The following is a 22172-nucleotide window of genomic DNA, read 5'->3' on the forward strand; positions in this document are numbered from 1 at the left end:
GCTCACTCCGGGTCATTGTTCGCTGCATTATAACGATTTTTAACTCAGAAAGAAGTTGTCGCAGTTAACTCCGACAAGTATAGTGGCAGTTATGTCAGACATACAGCCTGACGCACTAAAGGATCGAGTATGAAAAAGCAGATTTTAATTGTGGGTAGTGGGTTTTCCGGTATGTGGGCTGCGGTCAGCGCCGCGCGCCTTTCTGCTCTGGCGGGTAACAATAGCCTCAGCATTGCCGTGCTGGCCCCTGTTGCGGAGCTACGCGTTCGCCCACGCTTTTATGAAGAGAACGTGTCGACGATGGTCGCGCCGCTGACCGAACTGTTTGCTGAGCTGGGTATCGCCTTTATTGCGGGCGAAGCACAACGTATTGATACCTCGTCTAAAACCGTTTTGTATCGCGATTCAAACGGCGCGATTGCTGACGTCGCCTGGGAACGTCTGATCCTCGCAACCGGTAGCCAGACTAAACGTCCTCCTGTTGCCGGTCTGGCTGAATACGCCTTTGATATCGACCAACTCGACTCCGCCAGATTATTCGAGCAGCATCTTGATTCGCTGGTTTCGCGCCCCTCCACCCCGGAGCGTAATACCGTGGTCGTGTGTGGCGGCGGCTTTACCGGCATCGAACTGGCAACGGAACTCCCTGCCCGACTCCGTACTCGCTTCGGCGCTGATACAAAGACTAAAGTAATCGTAGTTGAAAGAGGTGCGACCATCGGCGGGCGTTATAGCGAGGCGCTGCGTAACACAATTGAAGAAGCAAGCAACGTGCTCGGCGTTGAATGGCGTTTAAACAGTGAAATTGAAGCCATCGATGCCAGCGGCGTAACGCTGAAAAACGGAGAGCGCATTGCCAGCGCCACTGTAGTGTGGACGGCAGGGGTAGAAGCTAACCTCCTCAGCCTGCAAATTGACGGGGAACGCGATACTCAGGGACGGCTGATCGTCACCGACACGTTGCAGGTTCCTGCGCATCCTGAGGTTTACGCGACGGGTGATATGGCGCACGCCAAAACGGACGATGCGGGCAACACGGCGCTGATGACCTGCCAGCACGCGATCCAGCTTGGGAAATTCGCCGGACACAACGCGGCGGCCAGCCTGTTAAATCTGGAGCCGTACCCTTACCGTCAGGTGAACTACGTCACCTGTCTGGATTTAGGTGGCTGGGGCGCGGTATACACCGAGGGCTGGGAACAGCGCGTTAAATCCGTGCGCGAGGAAGGCAAAAAGATCAAAGTCGCCATCACCAACGAACTGATTTACCCACCAGCAGCAGACAAAGCGGTCGCTTTTGCCGCCGCTGACCCGCTGGCGAAATTCGTTTAGTCCCCTTCTGCGCCCGCGACCAGCGGGCAAAGTGTGCAATCAGGCCAGCGCACCTGCGTTGGCCTGACGCTTTTTGGCACATAAATAACCATACATCAGCAGAGAGGTCATCGCAGAGAAGGATAAAATCGCGGCCGGCAGCGTGACATAGCTCCAGCTAAAGCCGAGCGTAATCATTAATCCACCGAAATAGGCGCCAATTGCGCTGCCGAGGTTAAACGCCATTTGCCCGCCTGCGGCCCCCAGCATCTCGCCGCCTTTCGCATTTTGCAGCAGCAGAATTTGCAGCGGCGCAGAGAGCGCAAACAGCCCGGCGCAGCAGACAAATCCCATTACCAGTGAAGCTGTTTTTAGCTCGCCAAAGGCAAACAACGCCAGCAGCGAAGCCACAATCACCAGGTCGGTGGTGGCAGCAATGCGCAGCGGGCTAAAGCGTGACGACAGCTTGCCGCTGAAGACATTTCCCAGCACCATGCCCAGCCCCATTAGCATCATGATCGCGGTCATGACGCCCTCGGAAAAGCCTGACACATTGACCATAAACGGCTTCACGAAGCTAAACCAGGCAAACACCCCGGCATTGCCAAACATCGTAGCGGCAAAAATCAGCCACGGTTCCGGTTTCTTCAGGAAGTGGAATTGTTCTGCCAGCCGGGTGGTTGTCGTGTCGTGAATGTCAGGCACCCACAGCAGAACAGACAGGATCACCAGCGCGTCAAAGACCGCAATCAAAAAGAAGGTGTAACGCCAGTTAAATTCATGTCCCAGCCACGTCCCGAGCGGCACGCCAAGCAGGTTGGCAACGGTCATCCCGGCAATCATCCCGGCCACAGCGACCGTCACTTTACCCGGCGGTGCGATTTTTGACAGGATTATCGCCCCCACTCCGAAAATCGCGCCATGCGGGAAACCAGAGATTAAGCGCCCCGCCGCCAGCCCCACGTAGGAGTCAGAGAAGGTAAAGAGCGCGTTACCGACGACGCACATCGCCACCAGAAACAGCAGCGTTGTTTTCAGCGAAAATTTGCTGGAGAACAGCGCCACAATCGGCGCGCCGATCACCACGCCAAAAGCGTAAAACGAAATCATATTTCCGGCGGAGGGAATCGAAATGCCCGTATCATGAGCCAGCTCGGTCAGCACGCCCATAATGCCAAACTCAGCCATCCCCAGGCCAAAGGTACCCAGTGCTAACGAAAAAATTGTCTTTTTCATACCGCGACCACTGTTAAAAAATATGCAGCGTGCATTATTGATTAAACTTGTATGGTGAACCAGTTCAAATCAGATTTCTGACACATTAATCCATTCATTCAGGCCGATTACACTCTTAGTACGGCCTCGATCCCGCGACCGGATACAAAGGGAGACCCACCATGGTCAGTAAGAAGAAAACCCATGTTGTTGATGATGTCGTTAAAAACGCGCCGCTCAAAACCAAAGCGTACGAGCAAGAGCTTCGCCGCCTCCATGTTGAACTGGTTAAGCTCCAGCAATGGGTGGTCGCCAAAGGGTTAAAGGTCTGTATTGTTTTTGAAGGGCGAGACGGCGCCGGTAAAGGCGGCGCTATCAAAGCCATCACCGAACGCGTCAGCCCTCGGGTGTTTCGCGTTGTTGCGTTACCGGCCCCCACCGATAAAGAGAAAAGTCAGCTCTATTTTCAGCGTTACGTTCCCCATCTGCCCTCTGCCGGGGAAATCGTTATTTTTGACCGCAGCTGGTACAACCGCGCGGGCGTGGAAAGAGTCATGGGTTTCTGTACCGAAGAGCAGGCCGAAAAATTTCTTGATGGAACGCCGGTAATGGAAAAAGCGATGGTCGATGCCGGGATCATTTTGTTGAAATACTGGCTTGAAGTAACGCCAAAAGAGCAGGAGCGACGCCTGCGCGATCGCATCAATGATGGTCGCAAGATCTGGAAGCTGTCTCCAATGGATATTAAATCTTTCAATCTGTGGGATGAATATACCCTCGCCCGCGACGCGATGTTTAAAGCGACCGACACCGCCTGGGCGCCGTGGTTTGTGGCGCGCTCAGAAGATAAAAAAAGGGTGCGGCTGAATATTATTTCGCATCTGCTTTCCCAGATCCCCTATAAAGAAATTCACGTAGACAAGGTGGATTTACCGAAACGCAAGATCGGCAAAGTGAAGCCTACAAAATATCCCTTCCGCTATATTGCAGAGCGATTTTGATATTACTGGAAGACGGCTCGCATAATGTAGATTACCAGGGGAAACAGTATTGTTTTTTGTTGGCTGCGGTTGATAATGACCGCACCAACAAAGGAGAAAACATGAAACCGAACCGCACAGAAAGATGTGTTACAACAAAGCCTTTTACGGGGAAAAAGCCTCGCCCACTCTCTACAACAGCAGAGCACAAGCGACAGCATCAACAGGATCAGGGATTTATTAAAGCGATGAATGAATTAACGGCCAAAGCAGGGCTATTATCGGATGACCCTTATTTTGGAGGGCTTTGATGTGTTTTCAGTTTGACGTTTATCGCAACCCATCAGACAGAACGCGTGAATACCAGCCCTATTTTATGATTATTCAGCACGATTTTTATGACGACTTATCAACGAGACTTATTGTACCGTTAAGCTATCACAATCATTTAAGAGGACATTCAAACGCTGCAACGCCACTGGTGAACATTGAATTCCAGACATATTTTCTTAATACAGCCAACATCACACACGTGGAGACAAAGAAACTTAATAATAAGAATTATGTATGTAATCTGCGCAGTGCAAGAAGTAGTGTTCTTGCAGGAATTGATGCGTTAATTACCAATACGTAGCTCAGAGCCGCGCAAGTGCAGCGCCGCCGGACAATGCCGACGGCGCGAGGTTTACTTCAACCCTTCCGAACTCTCTTTTTGCGCTTCAAGACGCTCGACGTCCCGATACCAGCGCGGATGGTGTTTTTGCGCCCAGCGGCGGCTCACCTTCCCTTCAATCATGCCTTTAATCGATCCTTTCACCCAGAAGGCCATATACATATGGATCAGGATGGCGTGGATCAGAATAATGGCCGAGGTCGCGTGGATCAGCAGTGCGTAGCGCACCACCTGGATCGGGAAATATTGGGCAAAATACGGACGCCAGATAATCACTCCGGTTACCAGCAGCACGAAAATCATGCTCATGATGGTCCAGAACATCATCTTCTGCCCGGCGTTGTATTTGCCCACCTTCGCGACTTTATGCTCGTTGCCTTTCAGAACCTCAACAATCCCTTTAATCCAGGGAATATCCTGCTTGTCAGGGATGTTGTGATGAACGAAACGCACGAACATAAACATCAGCACCACGAAAATCAGCACGCCGAAGAACGGATGCAGAATGCGCCCCATCTGCGGTGTCCCGAAGGTTTCCGTGAGCCACTGTAGCGTCGGGAAAAAGAACGAAATGCCGGATACCGCCACCAGGAAGAAGCAGATGACCACCGTCCAGTGACAGGCGCGATCGACAAATTTTGTGCGCACTATCATTTTCGACTTATTCATGATGCTCCTCCTCGTCGTCATCCACCTCTTTATTCGGCCCGATACCGATGTAGTGATAAATCAGCCCGGCAAAGGTGGCGATAAAGCCCGCCGCTGAGAGCGGCTTAAGCGCCCCTTTCCAGAGGTTGATCGAGGTATCGATCGCCGGATCTTTCGGCAGATTGTGATATAGCTCCGGCTGGTCATTGTGGTGCAGAACATACATGACGTGCGTACCGCCCACGCCCTGCGGGTTATAAATCCCGGCCTTGTCATAGCCGCGCGCTTTGAGCTTATCCACCCGCTGCTGCGCCACTTCCAGCATCTCTTTTTTGGTACCGAAGTGGATCGCCCCGGTAGGACAGGTCTTCACGCAGGCAGGCTCCTGGCCGACGCTGACGCGATCGACGCACAGCGTGCATTTATAGACCCGGTTATCCTCTTTATTGAGGCGCGGGATATTAAACGGACAACCTGCAATACAGTAACCGCAGCCGATGCAGTTATCCTGCTGGAAGTCGACGATCCCGTTGGCGTACTGAATGATTGCCCCGGCAGACGGGCATGCCTTCAGGCAGCCCGGATCTTCACAGTGCATACAGCCGTCTTTACGGATCAGCCACTCCAGCTTGCCATTCTGGTCGGTTTCGCTAAAGCGCATCACCGTCCAGGACTTGGCGCTCAGATCAGCAGGATTGTCATAGACACCAACGCAGTGCCCCACCTCGTCGCGAATATCGTTCCACTCCGAGCAGGCCACCTGGCAGGCCTTACAGCCCACGCAGGAGGAGACATCGATCAGCTTGGCGACTTCTGCCTTGTAATCCCGCGCACGAGGCGCGGGCGTTATCGGGTTGGTCGCGGAGCGTTTAATAATGTCTTGTGTTTCCATCGCCATTTAATCGCTCCTTACGCTTTCTCGATGTTGACCAGAAACGCTTTATACTCCGGCGTTTGCGAGTTGGAATCGCCGACGTTTGGCGTCAGGGTATTGGCGATGTAGCCTTTCTGCGCTACCCCTTCAAAGCCCCAGTGCAGTGGTATACCGACGGTTTCCACCTGCTGGCCATGCACGTTCAGCGTTTGCAGACGACGGGTGACCACCGCCACCGCGCGAATAAAGCCGCGCTTGCTGCTGACCTTCACGCGATCGCCGTTGGCAATGCCTTTCGCCTTCGCCAGCGTTTCGCTTATCTCCACAAACTGTTCCGGCTGCGCGATGGCGTTAAGCCGCGCGTGCTTGGTCCAGGTATGGAAATGCTCGGTCAGGCGGTAGGTGGTGCCGACATAAGGGAACTTGTCCTTTTTACCTAAACGCAGCACGTCGTCTTCATAGATGCGTACCACCGGACTGGAGACCACATTCGGGTGCAGCGGGTTAGTGCCGAGCGGCGTTTCCATCGGCTCGTAGTGTTCCGGGAACGGCCCTTCCGCCAGTTTGTCGATAGCAAACAGACGTCCCAGCCCTTCCGGCTGCATGATAAACGGCCCGGTGTTGCTGCCCGGCGCGGCGGTGTTGAAGTCCGGGATATCGTTCCCCGTCCACTTCGTGCCGTTCCACTCGATCAGCATGCGTTTCGGATCCCACGGCTTACCGTTCACGTCTGCGGAGGCACGGTTGTACAGTACGCGGCGGTTCAACGGCCACGCCCATGCCCAGCCCAGGGTATTGCCCAGGCCTGACGGATCGGCGTTATCGCGATTGGCCATCTGGTTACCCTGCTCCGTCCAGCTGCCGGTGTAGATCCAGCAGGAAGAGGCCGTGGTACCGTCGTCACGCAACAGCGCGAAGCTATTGAGCAGCTGTCCTTTCTTCGCCACCAGATTGCCGTTGGCATCGTACAGGTCGGCCAGCGCCACGCCGTTGTTCTCTTTTGCCACCTCTTCGGACTCAGGATGATCCGGCTGCTTGTAGTTCCAGCTCATCTTCAGCAGCGGCTCAGCGCCTTTGCCGCCTTCTGCGCGGTACATCTCGCGCAGACGATGGTAAATCCCGGCCAGAATTTCGCCGTCATTACGCGCTTCGCCCGGCGCATCCTGACCTTTCCAGTGCCACTGTAGCCAGCGGCCAGAGTTGGCAATTGAACCGTCCTCTTCCGCAAAGCAGGTCGACGGCAGGCGGAACACCTCGGTCTGAATCGCTGCCGGATCGACATCGTTTGATTCACCGTGGTTCTGCCAGAACGTAGACGTTTCGGTGACCAGCGGATCGATAACCACCATGTACTTCAGCTTGCTCAGGCTGCGAACGACTTTGTTTTTATCCGGGAATGACGCTACCGGGTTAAAGCCCTGGCAGATGTAACCCGTGACGTCGCCCTTATCCATCATGTTGAAATACTTGATGACATCGTAAGCCTGGTCCCATTTCGGCAACCACTCAAAGCCCCAGTCATTCTCTTTCTGCGCCGCGTCGCCGTAGAACGATTTCATCAGACTGACGGCAAACTTCGGATAGTTACTCCAGTAGTTCACCTGGTCCGGACGCGTCGCTTTTGGCGTGTTGGCGTCAAGCCAGCTTTGCCAGTCGGTCTGCTTCTCGGACGGCAGGGTCAGGTAACCCGGCAGGCTGGTCGACAGCAGGCCGAGGTCGGTTAAGCCCTGAATGTTAGAGTGCCCGCGCAGGGCGTTCACGCCGCCACCGGCCATCCCCATGTTGCCGAGCAGCAGCTGGATCATCGCCATGGTACGGATGTTCTGCGCGCCCACGGTATGCTGCGTCCAGCCCAGCGCGTACAGGAATGTAGTGGTTCTGTCGGCGGCACTGGTGGAAGCCAGCACTTCACATACTTTCAGGAAGTCCGCTTTCGGCGTACCGCAGATGTTTTCCACCACGTCCGGCGTATAGCGGGAAACGTGCTGTTTCAGCAAGTTCCACACGCAGCGCGGATCGCTCAGGGTCTCATCGCGTTTCGCGTAGCCGTTTTCGTCGAACTGATAGTTCCAGGATGATTTATCGTACTGACGTTTCCCGGCGTCATAGCCGCTGAAGAGGCCATCTTCGAAGGCGAAATCTTCCCTTACTAGCAGGCCGGCATTGGTGTAATGCTTAACGTATTCCGCGTTAATTTTGTTATTTTCGATCAGGTACGACAGCACGCCGGACAGGAACGTGATGTCCGTACCGGAGCGGATCGGCGCATAGATATCAGCCACCGATGCCGTACGCGTAAAGCGTGGATCGACGACAATCAGCGTCGCATCGTTGTTGTTTTTCGCTTCCATCGCCCAGCGGAATCCCACCGGATGGGCTTCAGCGGCGTTACCGCCCATTACCACCACGACGTTAGCGTTTTTGATATCAACCCAGTGGTTGGTCATCGCACCGCGACCAAATGTTGGAGCAAGACTTGCTACCGTTGGTCCGTGTCAGACGCGCGCCTGGTTATCAACCGCCAGCATGCCGAGGGAGCGCACAAATTTTTGCGTCAGCATGCCGGTCTCATTACTTGCCGCAGAGGCACACAGCATCCCGGTGGAGGTCCAGCGGTTTACCGTGATGCCCTGCTCGTTTTTCTCAATAAAGTTGGCGTCGCGATCCGCTTTCATCAGTTTTGCAATTCGGGAGAAAGCGTCGTCCCAGGAGATACGCTGCCATTTGTCAGAGCCCGGCGCACGATATTCCGGGTAGCGCAGACGGTTTTCACTGTGGACGTAGTCCAGCAGCCCCGCCCCTTTCGGGCAAAGCGCCCCGCGGCTCACCGGATGGTCCGGGTCCCCTTCAATATGATAAATCGCTTCTTTGGCGTTCTTTGCGCCATCACCCAGGCTATACATTAATAGCCCACAACCCACGGAGCAGTATGTGCAGGTGTTACGGATCTCTTTCGCGCGCAGCAGTTTATAGTTGCGTGCCTGAGCCAGCGCCATTTTGGGAGCGAATCCCAGCATTGCGGCTGTTGTTCCGGCCATACCGCCCGCGCAGATTTTAAAAAATTGTCTGCGGCTGACGTCCATTGCTGTCCTCGTTATCTGATAAGACTTCGCGCCGCAAACTAACAGCAAAGCCCCTGTTTTTTTTGCGTCAAATCAAGGTCGTCAGACTTCGCCCCCTTAATAGTCACTGCCGGTATGATTTGCTAATCCTTTCGGGTTAACAGGCTCTTTGAAAATTCGCCAGGTGTAGCAAATAGATGCTATAAGTTTTCCCTTTGATATTTAGAAGACTGGCAGGGTAATGGACAGAAAAAGAGCAACGCTGACAGGCCTGGCGGCCATATTGTTGTGGAGCACCATGGTGGGTCTCATCCGCAGCGTCAGTGAAGGACTGGGCCCGGTGGGCGGCGCGGCGATGATTTACACCGTCAGCGGGCTGTTGTGTCTGGTGACGGTGGGTTTTCCCGATCTTCGGCGTTTTTCCACGCGCTATCTCATTGCGGGCAGCATCCTGTTTGTCAGCTATGAGATGTGCCTGGCCCTGTCGCTGGGGTATGCCGCGACGCGCTCACAGGCGATTGAAGTCGGTATGGTCAATTATCTGTGGCCAAGCCTGACGATTGCGTTCGCGATTTTGTTCAACGGGCAAAAAACCACCCTGTGGGTGATCCCTGGGCTTCTCATCTCGCTGTTGGGTGTGTGCTGGGTTTTAGGTGGCGAAAACGGTCTGCAACTGAATGACATCATGCAGAACGTCGTTTCCAGTCCGCTAAGTTATGGGCTGGCGTTTGCTGGCGCTTTTATCTGGGCCGCCTACTGCACCGTCACCAGCAAGTATGCCAAAGGGCAAAATGGCATTACCCTTTTCGTCCTGCTGACCGCCTTGAGCCTGTGGGTCAAATATGCCGTCAGCGATCAGCCCGAAATGGTGTTCAGCGTCCCGGTTGTGGTGAAGCTATTGATGTGTGGGGTTGCGCTTGGCTTTGGCTACGCCGCCTGGAATATCGGTATTCTTCACGGTAACGTCACGGTGCTTGCGGCTGTCTCTTATTTCACGCCAGTTCTTTCCGCCGCACTGGCGGCTATTCTGCTGAGTTCTCCGCTTTCACTCTCATTCTGGCAAGGGGCATTGATGGTGTGCGCCGGATCGTTACTGTGCTGGTATGCCACCCGCAAATAGCATTTTTATTTTTGCCGGGTACCGAATATGCCCGGCAAAATATTAACAATATTTTAATATGTGATCACACCCTCGAATATAATTCGTAACATTAGAGAGTAATTAAATCTCTGTATAGAGTGCTGTCAGAAAGCCAGAGTTGTTGTGGAAATTGACATAAACTGACAACGCAGGTAATTAATTCAGCGCCAATATTCCCGCGCTATATAGCACAAAGTGCAATAGTTTATTTCTGAATATTTCTCTTAAAAAACAGGTTCTGGTTTCCCGAGAAATTTATAATCAACTGTTTTAAAAAAGGTTATCCTGCCACATGCTTTGACATTCCCTGCCAAACCCTTTTAATCCCACCAAAAAACTAAAACGTCCGACAACTATTCACAGCCATATTATCTTGATTGGTTAATAATCACTTTATGTCTATATATTAACCTGATTGGCCGATTTAAGGGCAATTTATCCGATCAGGATCACACTAATTGAAATTATCTTTAATTTTTTGAAACTTATTATTGAAAGCAGTCTACGGAATTTTAAAAATAGTCTGCCATTGACGATAAGCCTCGTTTAAAAATCGCTCAGGTGGCTTAGGAAATACCTAAATAAAATTATAAGGATTATTTAAGATGAAACTTAAATTAGTTGCAGTGGCAGTGACTTCCATGTTGGCAGCTGGCGTTGTTAACGCGGCTGAAGTTTTTAACAAAGACGGTAACAAACTGGATCTGTACGGCAAAGTTACTGGTCTGCACTATTTTTCTGATGATGCTGGTAGCGACGGCGACAAAACGTATGTTCGTCTGGGCTTCAAAGGTGAAACTCAGATCAACGATCAGCTGACCGGATACGGTCAGTGGGAATATGAGTTCAAGGGCAATCGCTCTGAAGCTCAAGGTTCCGACGGCAACAAAACCCGTCTGGCGTACGCTGGTCTGAAATTCGATGAATTCGGTTCCTTCGACTACGGTCGTAACTACGGTGTGGCTTATGACATCGGCGCATGGACTGACGTTCTGCCAGAGTTCGGTGGCGATACCTGGACGCAGACTGACGGCTTCATGACCGGCCGTACCACTGGCGTTGCAACCTATCGTAACACCGACTTCTTTGGTCTGGTTGACGGCCTGAACGTGGCTGCTCAGTACCAGGGTAAAAACGACCGTGACGATATCACCGAATCCAACGGTGACGGCTGGGGTCTGTCTTCTACCTATGAATTCGACGGCTTCGGTGTGGGTGCGACCTACGCGAAATCTGACCGTACCGACCGTCAGGTTCGTGCTGCAAGCAACCTGAACGCCGGTGGCGAAAACGCAGAAGTCTGGGCTGCTGGCCTGAAGTACGATGCGAACAACATCTACCTGGCAACCACCTACTCTGAAACCCGCAACATGACGGCGTTCGGTAACGGTCACGTTGCCAACAAAGCGCAGAACTTCGAAGTTGTGGCTCAGTACCAGTTCGACTTCGGTCTGCGTCCGTCCATCGCTTACCTGAAATCCAAAGGTAAAGACATCGGTTCTTATGGCGACCAGGACCTGGTTGAATACGTTGACGTTGGCGCGAGCTACTACTTCAACAAAAACATGTCCACCTATGTTGATTACAAAATCAACCTCGTGGATGACAGCCAGTTCACCAAAGATGCCAAAGTGGCTACCGACAACATCGTAGCTGTAGGTCTGACCTACCAGTTCTAAGATCTGTTAGTTCAAAAGGCCAGCCCTCGCGGCTGGCCTTTTTTATTACTGCTGCCCTCCGACCTTCGCCAGACTAAACCAGATCCCGACCGCCAGAATCAGCAGCATGCCTCCCGCACTGCCCAGGGCCACGCTGTGCGAGGTGATGAACGCGGTTTTCGCCGCCGTCATCACCGGCTCGGCCAGCGACGGCGTCAGCTCCTGCGCCACCTTCATCGCTTCACCGATGGACGACGAGGCTTTATCGGTCAGCGACGCGCTCAGCCCCTGCGGCAGTACAATAGACGCCGAAAAGCTGCGGGTTAACAGCAGACCGAAAATGGCGATACCCAGACCAGCACCCAGCTCGTAGGACATGGTTTCGATCGCGCCTGCGGCGGCCGCTTTCTCTTTCGGCGCGGCAGCCATGATCGCTGACGTCGATGCCAGCAGTGCGCTGGCGGCACTGAAGCCCAACAGCACCATCAGGCTCCACGCCTGCCACTGTTGGGTGCTGAAATCGAGCGTCGACAGGCCGATAAAACTGACCGCGCTAAGCCCCATGCCTCCGGCCGCGACAATGCGCAGCCCCAGACGCCCGACCAGCACGCCCGCGATCGGCCCGCTAAATCCGCTCGCCACCATCACCGGCAGCATAAATATCCCTGCTTCAAACGGCGTAAAACCATGCACGAACTGCAACTCCTGCGCCATCAGCAGTTCAAAGCCCACCAGCGCAATCATGGCGGTCATCGCCATGACCACGCCGCTTAAAATAATGCGATGGCAAAACAGGCGCATGTCGATCATCGGCACGCGCGCGCGTAGCTGGATACGGACGAAGATAAACAGCATTACCGCTCCGGTAAGCAGCGTACAGGCCACCATCCACGGCGACAGCACCCCTTTCAGGGCGGTTTTGGCGCTATAGACCAGCAGTAAAATCGCCACAATCAGCATAATGGCATGGCTCATATTGAGCGGCTGCTCGGGCCGCCCCTGCTGAGCAGGCACCAGGCGCGCAGCAAGCGAAACCACGATCAGCACGATCGGCACGTTAATCAGGAACACCGACCCCCAGTAAAAGTGCTCCAGCAGCATGCCGCCAATCAGCGGGCCAAACGCCGCGCCGCCCGACCCAACGGCAGCCCAGACGCCGAGGGCGATATTACGGTGCCGCACGTCAATAAACAGGGTGCGGATCCCTGCAAGCGTAGCCGGAATGATCATCGCCGCGCCAATCGCCAGCGACGCGCGGGCGGCAATCAGCCAGCCCGCGGACGGCGCAAAAGCCGCCGCTAACGATGACAGGCCAAACAGCACGCTGCCGATCATCAGCAGGCGCTTAAAACCTATGCGATCGCCCAGCGCGCCCATCGGCAGCACCATTCCCGCCATCACCAGCGAGTAAATATCAATAATCCACAGCAATTCGTTGCCGCTGGCACCCAGCGTCATGCTCAATGTTGGCGCCGCCACGTGCAGCACCGTCGCGTCAATCGCCACCGGGATATACACCAGCACGATAATCACTAACGCTAACCACTGACGAAACATAAATTTCCTTTTCAGTTAAAAACTGGACACATGTCCAGAATGCGATCCTACGTAAAGTTGAACACTTGTCCAGCTCTTTGTTACACTCGTTTCGTTGCCATTGAGAGTGAGAAATTATGCGTTATCTGAGCAAGGACGAGCGGCGGGAAGAGATCCTCCAGGCCGCGATGCGCGTGGCGCTGACCGAAGGATTCGCTGCGATGACCGTGCGCCGCATCGCCACCGAAGCGGGCGTCGCCACCGGGCAGGTGCATCACCACTTTGCGTCGGCGGGCGAGCTTAAGTCGCTGGCGTTTGTCCGGCTAATCCGCGATTTGCTGGATGCTGAAATCGTTGGCGAAAACGCCGGCTGGCGCGAGCGCCTGCATGCCATGCTCGGCAGCGATGACGGCGGGTTCGAGCCCTACATTCGACTGTGGCGGGAGGCACAAATTCTCGCCAGCCGGGATAGCGATATCAAAGGCGCCTACGTTTTGACCATGGAGATGTGGCACCAGGAAACGGTCGCGATTATCCGCGCCGGGGCGGAGGCCAACGCCTTTACGCTTGCTGACCAGCCGGAAAATATCGCCTGGCGTTTAATTGGTCTGGTATGTGGCCTGGATGGCATATACGTATTAAATATGCCTGAAATGGACGACGCGGCATTTAATAAGCATCTGGATAAGCTTATTTCCCTCGAATTGTTTTAATACTCCCATCGGGGTATTAATTTTCGCAAACAGTTACAATTAGTAACACATAAAGCGAACCCTGATTCCCATTCCAAACTCAGGGATTCGCTTTTTTATCTATCCTTTCAGATGTATCCCATAACATCCAAAAATTTCTACAAACTGCCGAAAGGTATCTTTCTGTTTTCACTTCTTTTTTCTCTCCATTTGGGTAAGCAAGAGGGTGATATGTCACATCAAAGCGAGAAGAGTAATCAGCATCTGTTGAGTAACTGGAAACCGGAAAACGCGCAATTTTGGGAGAATAAAGGGAAACATATCGCACGTAGAAACCTGTGGATTTCCGTGGCGTGTTTGCTTCTCGCGTTTTGTGTATGGATGTTGTTTAGCGCTATTGCGGTAAATCTTAATAAGGTCGGATTTAATTTCAGCACCGATCAGCTTTTTATGCTAACGGCATTACCTTCTCTTTCCGGCGCGATATTACGTGTCCCCTACTCTTTTATGGTGCCGATATTTGGCGGACGTTACTGGACCGTGTTAAGTACCGTTATCCTGGTCGTACCCTGTGTCTGGCTTGGGATCGCCATCCAGAATACCGCCACGCCTTACTGGGTCTTTATCATCATCGCACTGCTGTGCGGTTTTGCCGGCGCCAACTTCGCTTCCAGCATGGGAAACATCAGCTTCTTCTTCCCGAAAGCCAGACAGGGCAGCGCGCTGGGCATTAACGGCGGGCTGGGTAACCTGGGCGTGAGCGTGATGCAGCTGGTTGCGCCGCTGGTGATTTTTCTGCCGATGTTTACCTTCCTCGGCGTTCACGGCGTCCCCCAGGAGGATGGCTCGACGATGTGGCTGGCGAACGCGGCGTGGATCTGGGCGCCGCTGCTGATTCTTGCTACCCTTGCGGCGTTTTTTGGCATGAACGACATCGCCAGCTCGAAAGCGTCCATTGCCAGCCAGCTTCCGGTGCTTAAGCGCTTTCACCTCTGGCTGCTGAGCCTGCTTTATCTGGCAACCTTCGGCTCGTTTATCGGTTTCTCGGCAGGCTTTGCTATGCTGTCAAAAACCCAGTTTCCGGACGTAAATATCCTCCACCTCGCCTTCTTTGGCCCGCTGATCGGCGCCCTGGCGCGTTCGGCTGGCGGGATGATCTCGGACAGGCTGGGCGGCGTACGGGTGACGCTGATCAACTTCGTCTTTATGGCCATCTTTAGCGCCCTGATTTTCCTGACGCTGCCCGGCTCTGGTTCAGGCAGTTTTATCGCCTTCTATCTGGTCTTTATGGGCCTGTTCCTCACCGCCGGGCTGGGCAGCGGCTCGACCTTCCAGATGATCGCGATTATCTTTCGCAAAATCACCCTCGACCGCGTGAAAAAACAGGGTGGGAGCGACGAACAGGCACAGCATGAAGCGGTGACCGAAACGGCTGCCGCGCTGGGCTTTATCTCTGCCATCGGTGCGGTAGGCGGGTTCTTTATTCCCAAAGCCTTTGGCACATCCCTGGCGATGACTGGTTCCCCGGTGGGCGCCATGAAAGTCTTCCTCGTGTTTTACATCGTCTGCGTGCTCGTCACCTGGCTGGTGTACGGCCGCAAATCCTCACAAAAATAATAACTACCTCTTCGCCGGAGCGTGATGTCTCACCCTCCGGCCATGCTATCGAAGCAGGAGAAATGTCATGAGCAAACTGTTGGACCGCTTCCGTTACTTCAAAACAAAAGGCGACAGTTTCGCCGATGGGCACGGGCAGGTGTACCACACCAACCGCGACTGGGAGGACAGCTACCGTCAGCGCTGGCAGTTCGACAAGATTGTGCGATCCACCCACGGCGTTAACTGCACCGGCTCCTGTAGCTGGAAGATTTATGTCAAAAATGGCCTGGTGACCTGGGAAACCCAGCAGACCGACTACCCGCGCACCCGCCCTGACCTGCCTAACCACGAACCTCGCGGCTGCCCACGTGGCGCAAGCTACTCCTGGTATCTCTACAGCGCCAACCGTCTCAAGTACCCGCTGGTACGCCGCAGGCTGATCGAACTCTGGCGCGAGGCGCTGGCGCAGCATACCGATCCGGTGCTGGCCTGGGATGCCATCCAGAACGATCCGCAGAAAGCGCAGAGCTACAGGAAAGCGCGCGGAAAAGGCGGTTTTATCCGCTCAAACTGGAAAGAGCTTAACCAGCTGATTGCTGCCGCCAACGTCTGGACCATCAAAAACTACGGCCCGGATCGGGTAGCCGGTTTTTCCCCCATCCCGGCCATGTCGATGGTCTCTTATGCCGCCGGTACGCGCTATCTCTCCCTGCTCGGCGGCACCTGCCTGAGCTTCTATGACTGGTACTGCGATCTGCCACCGGCGTCGCCGATGACCTGGGGCGAACAGACCGACGTGCCGGAATCCGCGGACTGGTACAACTCCAGCTATATCATTGCCTGGGGGTCGAACGTGCCGCAGACGCGCACCCCGGACGCCCACTTCTTTACCGAAGTGCGTTACAAGGGCACCAAGACCGTCGCCATTACGCCGGACTTCTCGGAGGTGGCGAAGCTCAGCGACCAGTGGCTGGCCCCCAAACAGGGTACCGACAGCGCCCTTGCCATGGCGATGGGCCATGTGATCCTTAAAGAGTTCCACCTCGATAACCCGAGCGAGTACTTCCTCAACTATTGCCGCCGCTACACCGACATGCCGATGCTGGTCCTGCTGGATGAACAGGCTGACGGTCGCGTGGTGCCGGGCCGCATGCTGCGCGCGTCGGATCTGGCCGACGGGCTGGGTGAAACCAATAATCCGGAGTGGAAAACCATCGCCTTTGACGTGGCCGGAAATCTGGTGGCGCCGAATGGTTCCATCGGCTTCCGCTGGGGTGAAAAAGGCAAATGGAACCTGGAGTCGCTGGCTGCGGGACAGGAAACCGAGCTGACGCTTTCCCTGCTCATCACCCACGACAGCGTGGCAGACGTGGCCTTCCCTTACTTCGGGGGCAACGAGAATCCGCATTTCCGCAGCGTGAAGCAGGAGCCGGTGCTGACGCGCCGCGTACCGAGTAAAACCCTGACGCTGGCCGACGGCAGCCAGAGACGCGTGGTTAGCGTGTACGATCTGGTGCTGGCAAACTACGGCCTCGATCGCGGTCTGGAAGACAGTAACGCGGCGACAAACTACGCCGAGATAAAAGCCTACACCCCGGCCTGGGGCGAACAAATTACCGGCGTCCCCGCTTATCTGATAGAAAAAATCGCCCGTGAATTTGCCGACACGGCGCACAAAACTCACGGTCGTTCGATGATCATCCTCGGGGCCGGTGTGAACCACTGGTACCACATGGACATGAACTACCGCGGGATGATCAACATGCTGGTCTTCTGCGGCTGCGTCGGGCAGAGCGGCGGCGGCTGGTCGCACTATGTCGGCCAGGAAAAGCTGCGCCCGCAAACCGGCTGGCTGCCGCTGGCCTTCGCGCTGGACTGGAACCGCCCGCCACGCCAGATGAACAGCACCTCCTACTTCTACAACCACGCCAGCCAGTGGCGCTATGAGAAGCTGACCGCCCAGGAGTTGCTTTCTCCCCTTGCAGACGCGACTAAATTCACCGGACACCTGATTGATTTCAATGTCCGCGCCGAGCGCATGGGCTGGCTGCCGTCGGCCCCTCAGCTCAACCTTAATCCGCTGCACGTTAAGGCCCGGGCGGACGCCGCCGGGATGTCGCCGCAGGACTACACCGTGCAGGCGTTAAAATCGGGCGATATCCGCTTCGCCTGCGAACAGCCGGATAACGGTAAGAACCACCCGCGCAACCTGTTTGTCTGGCGTTCTAACCTGCTTGGCTCGTCCGGGAAAGGCCATGAATACATGCTGAAATACCTGCTTGGCACCGAGAGCGGTATTCAGGGTGAGGATTTAGGCTCAACGGACGACGTGAAACCTGAAGAGGTGGAATGGCAAACCGCCGCCATTGAGGGCAAGCTGGATCTGCTGGTGACGCTCGATTTCCGTATGTCCAGCACCTGCCTGTTCTCGGATATCGTCCTGCCCACCGCCACCTGGTATGAAAAAGACGATATGAATACCTCGGACATGCATCCGTTTATTCACCCGCTTTCCGCAGCCGTTGACCCGGCGTGGGAGTCCCGCAGCGACTGGGAGATTTACAAGGGCATCGCCAAAGTCTTCTCTGAAGTGTGCGTCGGACATCTCGGCACCGAAACTGACGTGGTGCTACAGCCGCTTCAGCATGACTCCCCGGGGGAGCTGTCGCAGCCTTTTGATATTCTGGACTGGCGCAAAGGCGAGTGCGATCTGATCCCCGGCAAAACCGCGCCAAACATTGCAGTCGTCGAGCGCAACTATCCGGAAACCTACGAGCGCTTCACGGCCCTTGGGCCGCTGTTGGACAAGCTCGGCAACGGCGGAAAAGGCATATCGTGGAACACCCAGAACGAGGTCGATTTCCTCGGCAAGCTCAACTACGTCAAGCTCGACGGCCCGGCGAAAGGTCGTCCGCGCATCGAGACCGCCATTGACGCTTCAGAGGTGATCCTCGCCCTTGCGCCGGAAACCAACGGTCAGGTCGCGGTCAAAGCCTGGGAAGCCCTCGGCGAACTGACCGGGCGCGATCACACTCATCTGGCGCTGAACAAAGAAGATGAGAAAATCCGCTTCCGCGATATTCAGGCGCAGCCGCGTAAAATCATCTCCAGCCCGACGTGGTCCGGCCTTGAGAGCGAGCACGTCTCCTATAACGCAGGCTATACCAACGTTCACGAGCTGATCCCGTGGCGCACGATTTCGGGCCGCCAGCAGCTGTATCAGGATCATGCCTGGATGCGCGCCTTCGGGGAGAGTCTGGTGGCCTATCGTCCACCGATTGACACCCGCAGCGTTACCCATATGCGCGAAATCCCGCCGAACGGATTCCCGGAAAAAGCGCTTAACTTCCTGACGCCGCACCAGAAATGGGGCATTCACTCCACCTACAGCGAAAACCTGCTGATGCAAACCCTGTCGCGCGGGGGGCCAATCGTCTGGATCAGCGAAACCGACGCGCGCGAGCTGGGCATTGAGGACAACGACTGGATCGAAGCCTTCAACGCCAACGGCGCCCTCACCGCCCGCGCGGTGGTCAGCCAGCGCGTGCCGCCGGGCATGACCATGATGTACCACGCTCAGGAGCGCATTCTGAACATTCCGGGGTCAGAAGTAACCGGACGGCGCGGCGGGATCCACAACTCGGTCACCCGTGTCTGCCCGAAACCGACCCACATGATCGGCGGCTACGCGCAGCTGGCGTACAGCTTCAACTATTACGGCACCGTCGGCTCGAACCGCGACGAGTTCATCATGATCCGCAAAATGAAAAACATTAACTGGCTGGACGGCGAAGGTCGGGATCAGGTACAGGAGGCGAAAAAATGAAAATACGCTCACAGGTTGGCATGGTTCTGAATCTCGATAAATGCATTGGCTGCCACACCTGCTCGGTCACCTGTAAGAACGTCTGGACCGGGCGCGAAGGGATGGAGTACGCGTGGTTTAATAACGTCGAAACCAAACCGGGTATCGGCTATCCGAAAAACTGGGAAGATCAGGATGAGTGGCAAGGCGGCTGGATCCGCGGTATTCACGGCAAGCTGACCCCGCGCCTCGGCGGCAAAATGGGCGTGCTGTCGAAGATTTTCGCTAACCCCGTCCTGCCGCAGATTGACGATTACTATGAACCCTTCACCTTCGATTACCAGGATCTGCACCGCGCGCCAGAGGGCGATCACCTCCCTACCGCCCGCCCGCGCTCGCTGATTGACGGCAAGCGAATGGATAAAATCGAATGGGGGCCCAACTGGGAAGAGCTGCTGGGCGGCGAGTTCGAAAAACGCGCCCGCGACCGCAATTTCCAGAAGATCCAGAAGGAGATGTACGGCCAGTTTGAAAACACCTTCATGATGTACCTGCCGCGCCTGTGCGAGCACTGTCTGAACCCCAGTTGCGTTGCCACCTGCCCGAGCGGTGCGATTTACAAGCGTGAAGAGGACGGCATTGTGCTGATTGACCAGGACAAATGCCGCGGCTGGCGTCTGTGCATCAGCGGCTGCCCGTACAAGAAAATCTACTTCAACTGGAAGAGCGGCAAGTCAGAGAAGTGCATCTTCTGCTACCCGCGCATTGAGTCCGGCCAGCCGACCGTCTGCTCGGAAACCTGCGTCGGGCGCATCCGCTACCTTGGCGTGCTGCTGTATGACGCGGACCGCATTGAAGAGGCGGCCAGCACCGAGCATGAAACCGATCTGTACGAGCGCCAGTGCGACGTGTTCCTTAACCCGAACGATCCGGCGGTGATTGAGGAAGCGCTGAAACAGGGTATTCCGCAGAACGTCATCGACGCGGCACAGCGTTCCCCGGTTTACAAAATGGCGATGGACTGGAAGCTTGCCCTGCCGCTGCATCCGGAATACCGCACCCTGCCAATGGTCTGGTATGTGCCGCCACTGTCACCGATTCAGTCCTACGCCGACGCGGGTGGTCTGCCGCAGAGCGACGGCGTGCTGCCTGCGGTCGAAAGCCTGCGCATTCCGGTGCAGTACCTGGCAAACATGCTCAGCGCGGGCGATACCGGTCCGGTGCTGCGCGCCCTGAAGCGCATGATGGCGATGCGCCACTACAAGCGTTCCCAGACCGTGGAAGGCGTGACCGACACCCGCGCCATCGAAGAGGTCGGCCTGACGGAAGAACAAGTAGAAGAGATGTATCGCTACCTGGCGATTGCCAACTACGAAGACCGCTTCGTGATCCCGACCAGCCACCGCGAAATGGCGCGCGACGCCTTCCCGGAGAAAAACGGCTGCGGCTTCACCTTTGGCGACGGCTGCCACGGTTCCGACACCAAATTCAACCTCTTCAACAGCAGCCGCATCGACGCGATCAACATCACCGAAGTGCGCGAACACGGGGAGGGAGAATAATGCAGATCCTCAAAATCATCGCGCTGCTCATTGAGTATCCCGATGAGTTGCTGTGGGAAAACCGTGACGAAGCGCTTTCCCTGGTGGAACAGGACGCGCCCATGCTGCTGCCGTTTGCGCAGCAGCACCTGAGCGCCCCGCTGCTGGATAAGCAGGCCGAATGGTGCGAAGTGTTTGAACGCGGGCGCGCAACCTCGCTACTGCTGTTCGAACACGTTCACGCCGAGTCCCGCGATCGCGGTCAGGCGATGGTCGACCTGATGAGCCAGTATGAGAAAGCCGGGCTCCAGCTGGACTGCCGCGAGCTGCCGGACTATCTGCCGCTCTATCTGGAATATCTCAGTATCGTCAGCGATGACGAGGCGCGTGAAGGGCTGCAAAACGTCGCGCCGATCCTGGCGCTGATTGGCGGCCGGCTGAAACAGCGCGAGGTGGCACATTACCAGCTGTTTGACGCCCTGCTGACGATGGCCGGTACACGGCTTTCCAGCGACAGCGTGGCGAAGCAGGTGTCTGGTGAAAAACGGGATGATACCCGTCAGGCGCTGGACGCCGTGTGGGAAGAGGAACAGGTGAAGTTTATCGAAGACAACGCCACATCGTGCGACAGCTCGCCGATGCAGCAATATCAACGACGCTTTAGCCAGGACGTCGCGCCGCAGTACGTGGACGTCAGCGCCGGAGGCCCAAAATGACACATTACCTGAACGTGTTTTTCTATGACATTTATCCGTACATCTGCGCCACCGTGTTTTTCCTTGGCAGCTGGTTGCGCTACGACTACGGGCAGTACACCTGGCGCGCCTCGTCGAGCCAGATGCTCAGCAAGCGCGGTATGAACTGGGGCTCTAACCTGTTTCATATCGGGATTTTGGGGATCTTCTTCGGGCATTTGTTCGGCATGTTAACTCCGCACTGGATGTACGCCTGGTTTTTACCCATCGCGGTTAAACAGCAGTTAGCCATGATTGCGGGGGGTATTTGCGGGGTGCTGACGCTGGTTGGCGGGTCGATGCTGCTGATCCGCCGCTTGTTCAACCAGCGGGTGCGTGCCACATCCACCACGCCGGATATTATCATCATGAGTATCCTGCTGCTTCAGTGCATCCTTGGGCTGTCGACCATTCCTTTCTCCGCCCAGTATCCTGACGGAAGCGAAATGATGAAGCTGGTCGGCTGGGCGCAGGGGATCGTGACGTTTAAGGGAGGCTCGTCAGAAATGCTGAGCGGCGTCGCACCGATCTTCCGCGTGCATCTGGTGCTGGGGATGACGATCTTCCTTATCTTCCCGTTCACCCGTCTGGTGCACGTGTGGAGCGCGCCGTTTGAGTACTTCACCCGTCGCTATCAGGTAGTGAGATCGCGCCGTTGATTTTGTCGGGTGGCGGCTTCGCCTTACCCGACCTACGTTTCAAG

17 protein-coding genes are annotated in these 22172 nt (G+C 55.5%); 12 read left to right on the forward strand and 5 right to left on the reverse strand.

Features of this window, described 5'->3' with window-relative positions:
• Window positions 1-129: 129 nt before the first annotated feature.
• Complete coding sequence (locus FZF21_RS11275) at window positions 130-1332, forward strand: FAD-dependent oxidoreductase (RefSeq protein ID WP_032102985.1); 1203 nt, start codon at window positions 130-132, stop codon at window positions 1330-1332.
• Between the two features lie 39 nt (window positions 1333-1371).
• Here the strand turns inward: FZF21_RS11275 and araJ are convergent, their stop codons facing one another.
• Window positions 1372-2547: an MFS transporter AraJ gene (gene araJ, locus FZF21_RS11280; protein WP_017693387.1), complete on the reverse strand. Its 1176-nt coding sequence runs from the start codon at window positions 2545-2547 to the stop codon at window positions 1372-1374.
• Window positions 2548-2708: 161 nt separating this feature from the next.
• Between araJ and ppk2 the strand changes: the two genes are divergently transcribed.
• The 3 genes from ppk2 (at window position 2709) to FZF21_RS11295 (ending at window position 4140) form a co-directional block, all read left to right on the forward strand.
• Window positions 2709-3527 carry a polyphosphate kinase 2 gene (gene ppk2 / locus FZF21_RS11285; protein ID WP_045339967.1) on the forward strand — a complete coding sequence of 273 codons (819 nt, stop codon included), beginning with the start codon at window positions 2709-2711 and terminating at the stop codon, window positions 3525-3527.
• Window positions 3528-3628: 101 nt separating this feature from the next.
• Window positions 3629-3817, forward strand: coding sequence for a hypothetical protein (locus FZF21_RS11290; RefSeq protein WP_017382306.1), 189 nt, complete (start codon window positions 3629-3631; stop codon window positions 3815-3817).
• Between the two features lie 65 nt (window positions 3818-3882).
• Window positions 3883-4140, forward strand: a complete 258-nt coding sequence (locus FZF21_RS11295; RefSeq protein WP_229233219.1) for a CcdB family protein — start codon at window positions 3883-3885, stop codon at window positions 4138-4140.
• Window positions 4141-4191: 51 nt separating this feature from the next.
• Here the strand turns inward: FZF21_RS11295 and fdnI are convergent, their stop codons facing one another.
• Genes fdnI through fdnG form a run of 3 tightly spaced genes read right to left on the reverse strand, consistent with a single transcriptional unit; the run spans window position 4192 to window position 8784 of the window.
• A complete protein-coding gene (gene fdnI, locus FZF21_RS11300; RefSeq protein WP_032102982.1) occupies window positions 4192-4848 on the reverse strand; it encodes a formate dehydrogenase-N subunit gamma in 657 nt (218 codons plus the stop codon).
• Window positions 4841-5725, reverse strand: a complete 885-nt coding sequence (gene fdxH, locus FZF21_RS11305; protein ID WP_003857048.1) for a formate dehydrogenase subunit beta — start codon at window positions 5723-5725, stop codon at window positions 4841-4843. The genes fdnI and fdxH overlap by 8 nt, the downstream gene beginning before the upstream one ends.
• Window positions 5726-5736: 11 nt before the next feature.
• The gene (gene fdnG / locus FZF21_RS11310; RefSeq protein WP_149121321.1) at window positions 5737-8784 is read right to left on the reverse strand and encodes a formate dehydrogenase-N subunit alpha; all 3048 of its coding nucleotides are present in this window, start codon (window positions 8782-8784) and stop codon (window positions 5737-5739) included.
• A 220-nt stretch (window positions 8785-9004) separates the two neighbouring features.
• Here fdnG and yddG point away from each other — a divergent pair, with 220 nt between their 5' ends.
• Together yddG and FZF21_RS11320 are read left to right on the forward strand one after the other, a co-directional pair.
• Window positions 9005-9883, forward strand: coding sequence for an aromatic amino acid DMT transporter YddG (gene yddG, locus FZF21_RS11315; RefSeq protein WP_032102980.1), 879 nt, complete (start codon window positions 9005-9007; stop codon window positions 9881-9883).
• Window positions 9884-10509: 626 nt separating this feature from the next.
• Window positions 10510-11583, forward strand: a complete 1074-nt coding sequence (locus FZF21_RS11320) for a porin OmpD (RefSeq protein ID WP_017382300.1) — start codon at window positions 10510-10512, stop codon at window positions 11581-11583.
• Window positions 11584-11628: 45 nt separating this feature from the next.
• Here the strand turns inward: FZF21_RS11320 and FZF21_RS11325 are convergent, their stop codons facing one another.
• Window positions 11629-13119, reverse strand: a complete 1491-nt coding sequence (locus tag FZF21_RS11325; RefSeq protein WP_063945886.1) for an MFS transporter — start codon at window positions 13117-13119, stop codon at window positions 11629-11631.
• A 116-nt stretch (window positions 13120-13235) separates the two neighbouring features.
• Here FZF21_RS11325 and FZF21_RS11330 point away from each other — a divergent pair, with 116 nt between their 5' ends.
• From FZF21_RS11330 to narI, 6 genes are all read left to right on the forward strand, one after another.
• Window positions 13236-13811, forward strand: a complete 576-nt coding sequence (locus tag FZF21_RS11330; protein WP_015570471.1) for a TetR family transcriptional regulator — start codon at window positions 13236-13238, stop codon at window positions 13809-13811.
• A gap of 210 nt (window positions 13812-14021) precedes the next feature.
• Window positions 14022-15407 (forward strand): NarK family nitrate/nitrite MFS transporter, encoded by a 1386-nt coding sequence (locus FZF21_RS11335; RefSeq protein WP_032620334.1) that lies wholly within the window; start codon window positions 14022-14024, stop codon window positions 15405-15407.
• Window positions 15408-15474: 67 nt separating this feature from the next.
• On the forward strand, window positions 15475-19215 hold the full coding sequence (locus FZF21_RS11340; RefSeq protein WP_032634382.1) for a nitrate reductase subunit alpha: 3741 nt from the start codon (window positions 15475-15477) through the stop codon (window positions 19213-19215).
• Complete coding sequence (gene narH / locus FZF21_RS11345) at window positions 19212-20756, forward strand: nitrate reductase subunit beta (RefSeq protein ID WP_015570469.1); 1545 nt, start codon at window positions 19212-19214, stop codon at window positions 20754-20756. Before FZF21_RS11340 ends, narH begins: the two co-directional genes overlap by 4 nt.
• Window positions 20756-21451 (forward strand): nitrate reductase molybdenum cofactor assembly chaperone, encoded by a 696-nt coding sequence (gene narW, locus FZF21_RS11350; protein ID WP_032102973.1) that lies wholly within the window; start codon window positions 20756-20758, stop codon window positions 21449-21451. The genes narH and narW overlap by 1 nt, the downstream gene beginning before the upstream one ends.
• Window positions 21448-22128, forward strand: coding sequence for a respiratory nitrate reductase subunit gamma (gene narI, locus FZF21_RS11355; RefSeq protein ID WP_047365083.1), 681 nt, complete (start codon window positions 21448-21450; stop codon window positions 22126-22128). The genes narW and narI overlap by 4 nt, the downstream gene beginning before the upstream one ends.
• Window positions 22129-22172 lie beyond the last annotated feature (44 nt).

It is taken from the genome of Enterobacter sp. LU1 (genome assembly GCF_008271405.2).
Lineage (GTDB): Bacteria > Pseudomonadota > Gammaproteobacteria > Enterobacterales > Enterobacteriaceae > Enterobacter > Enterobacter hormaechei_C.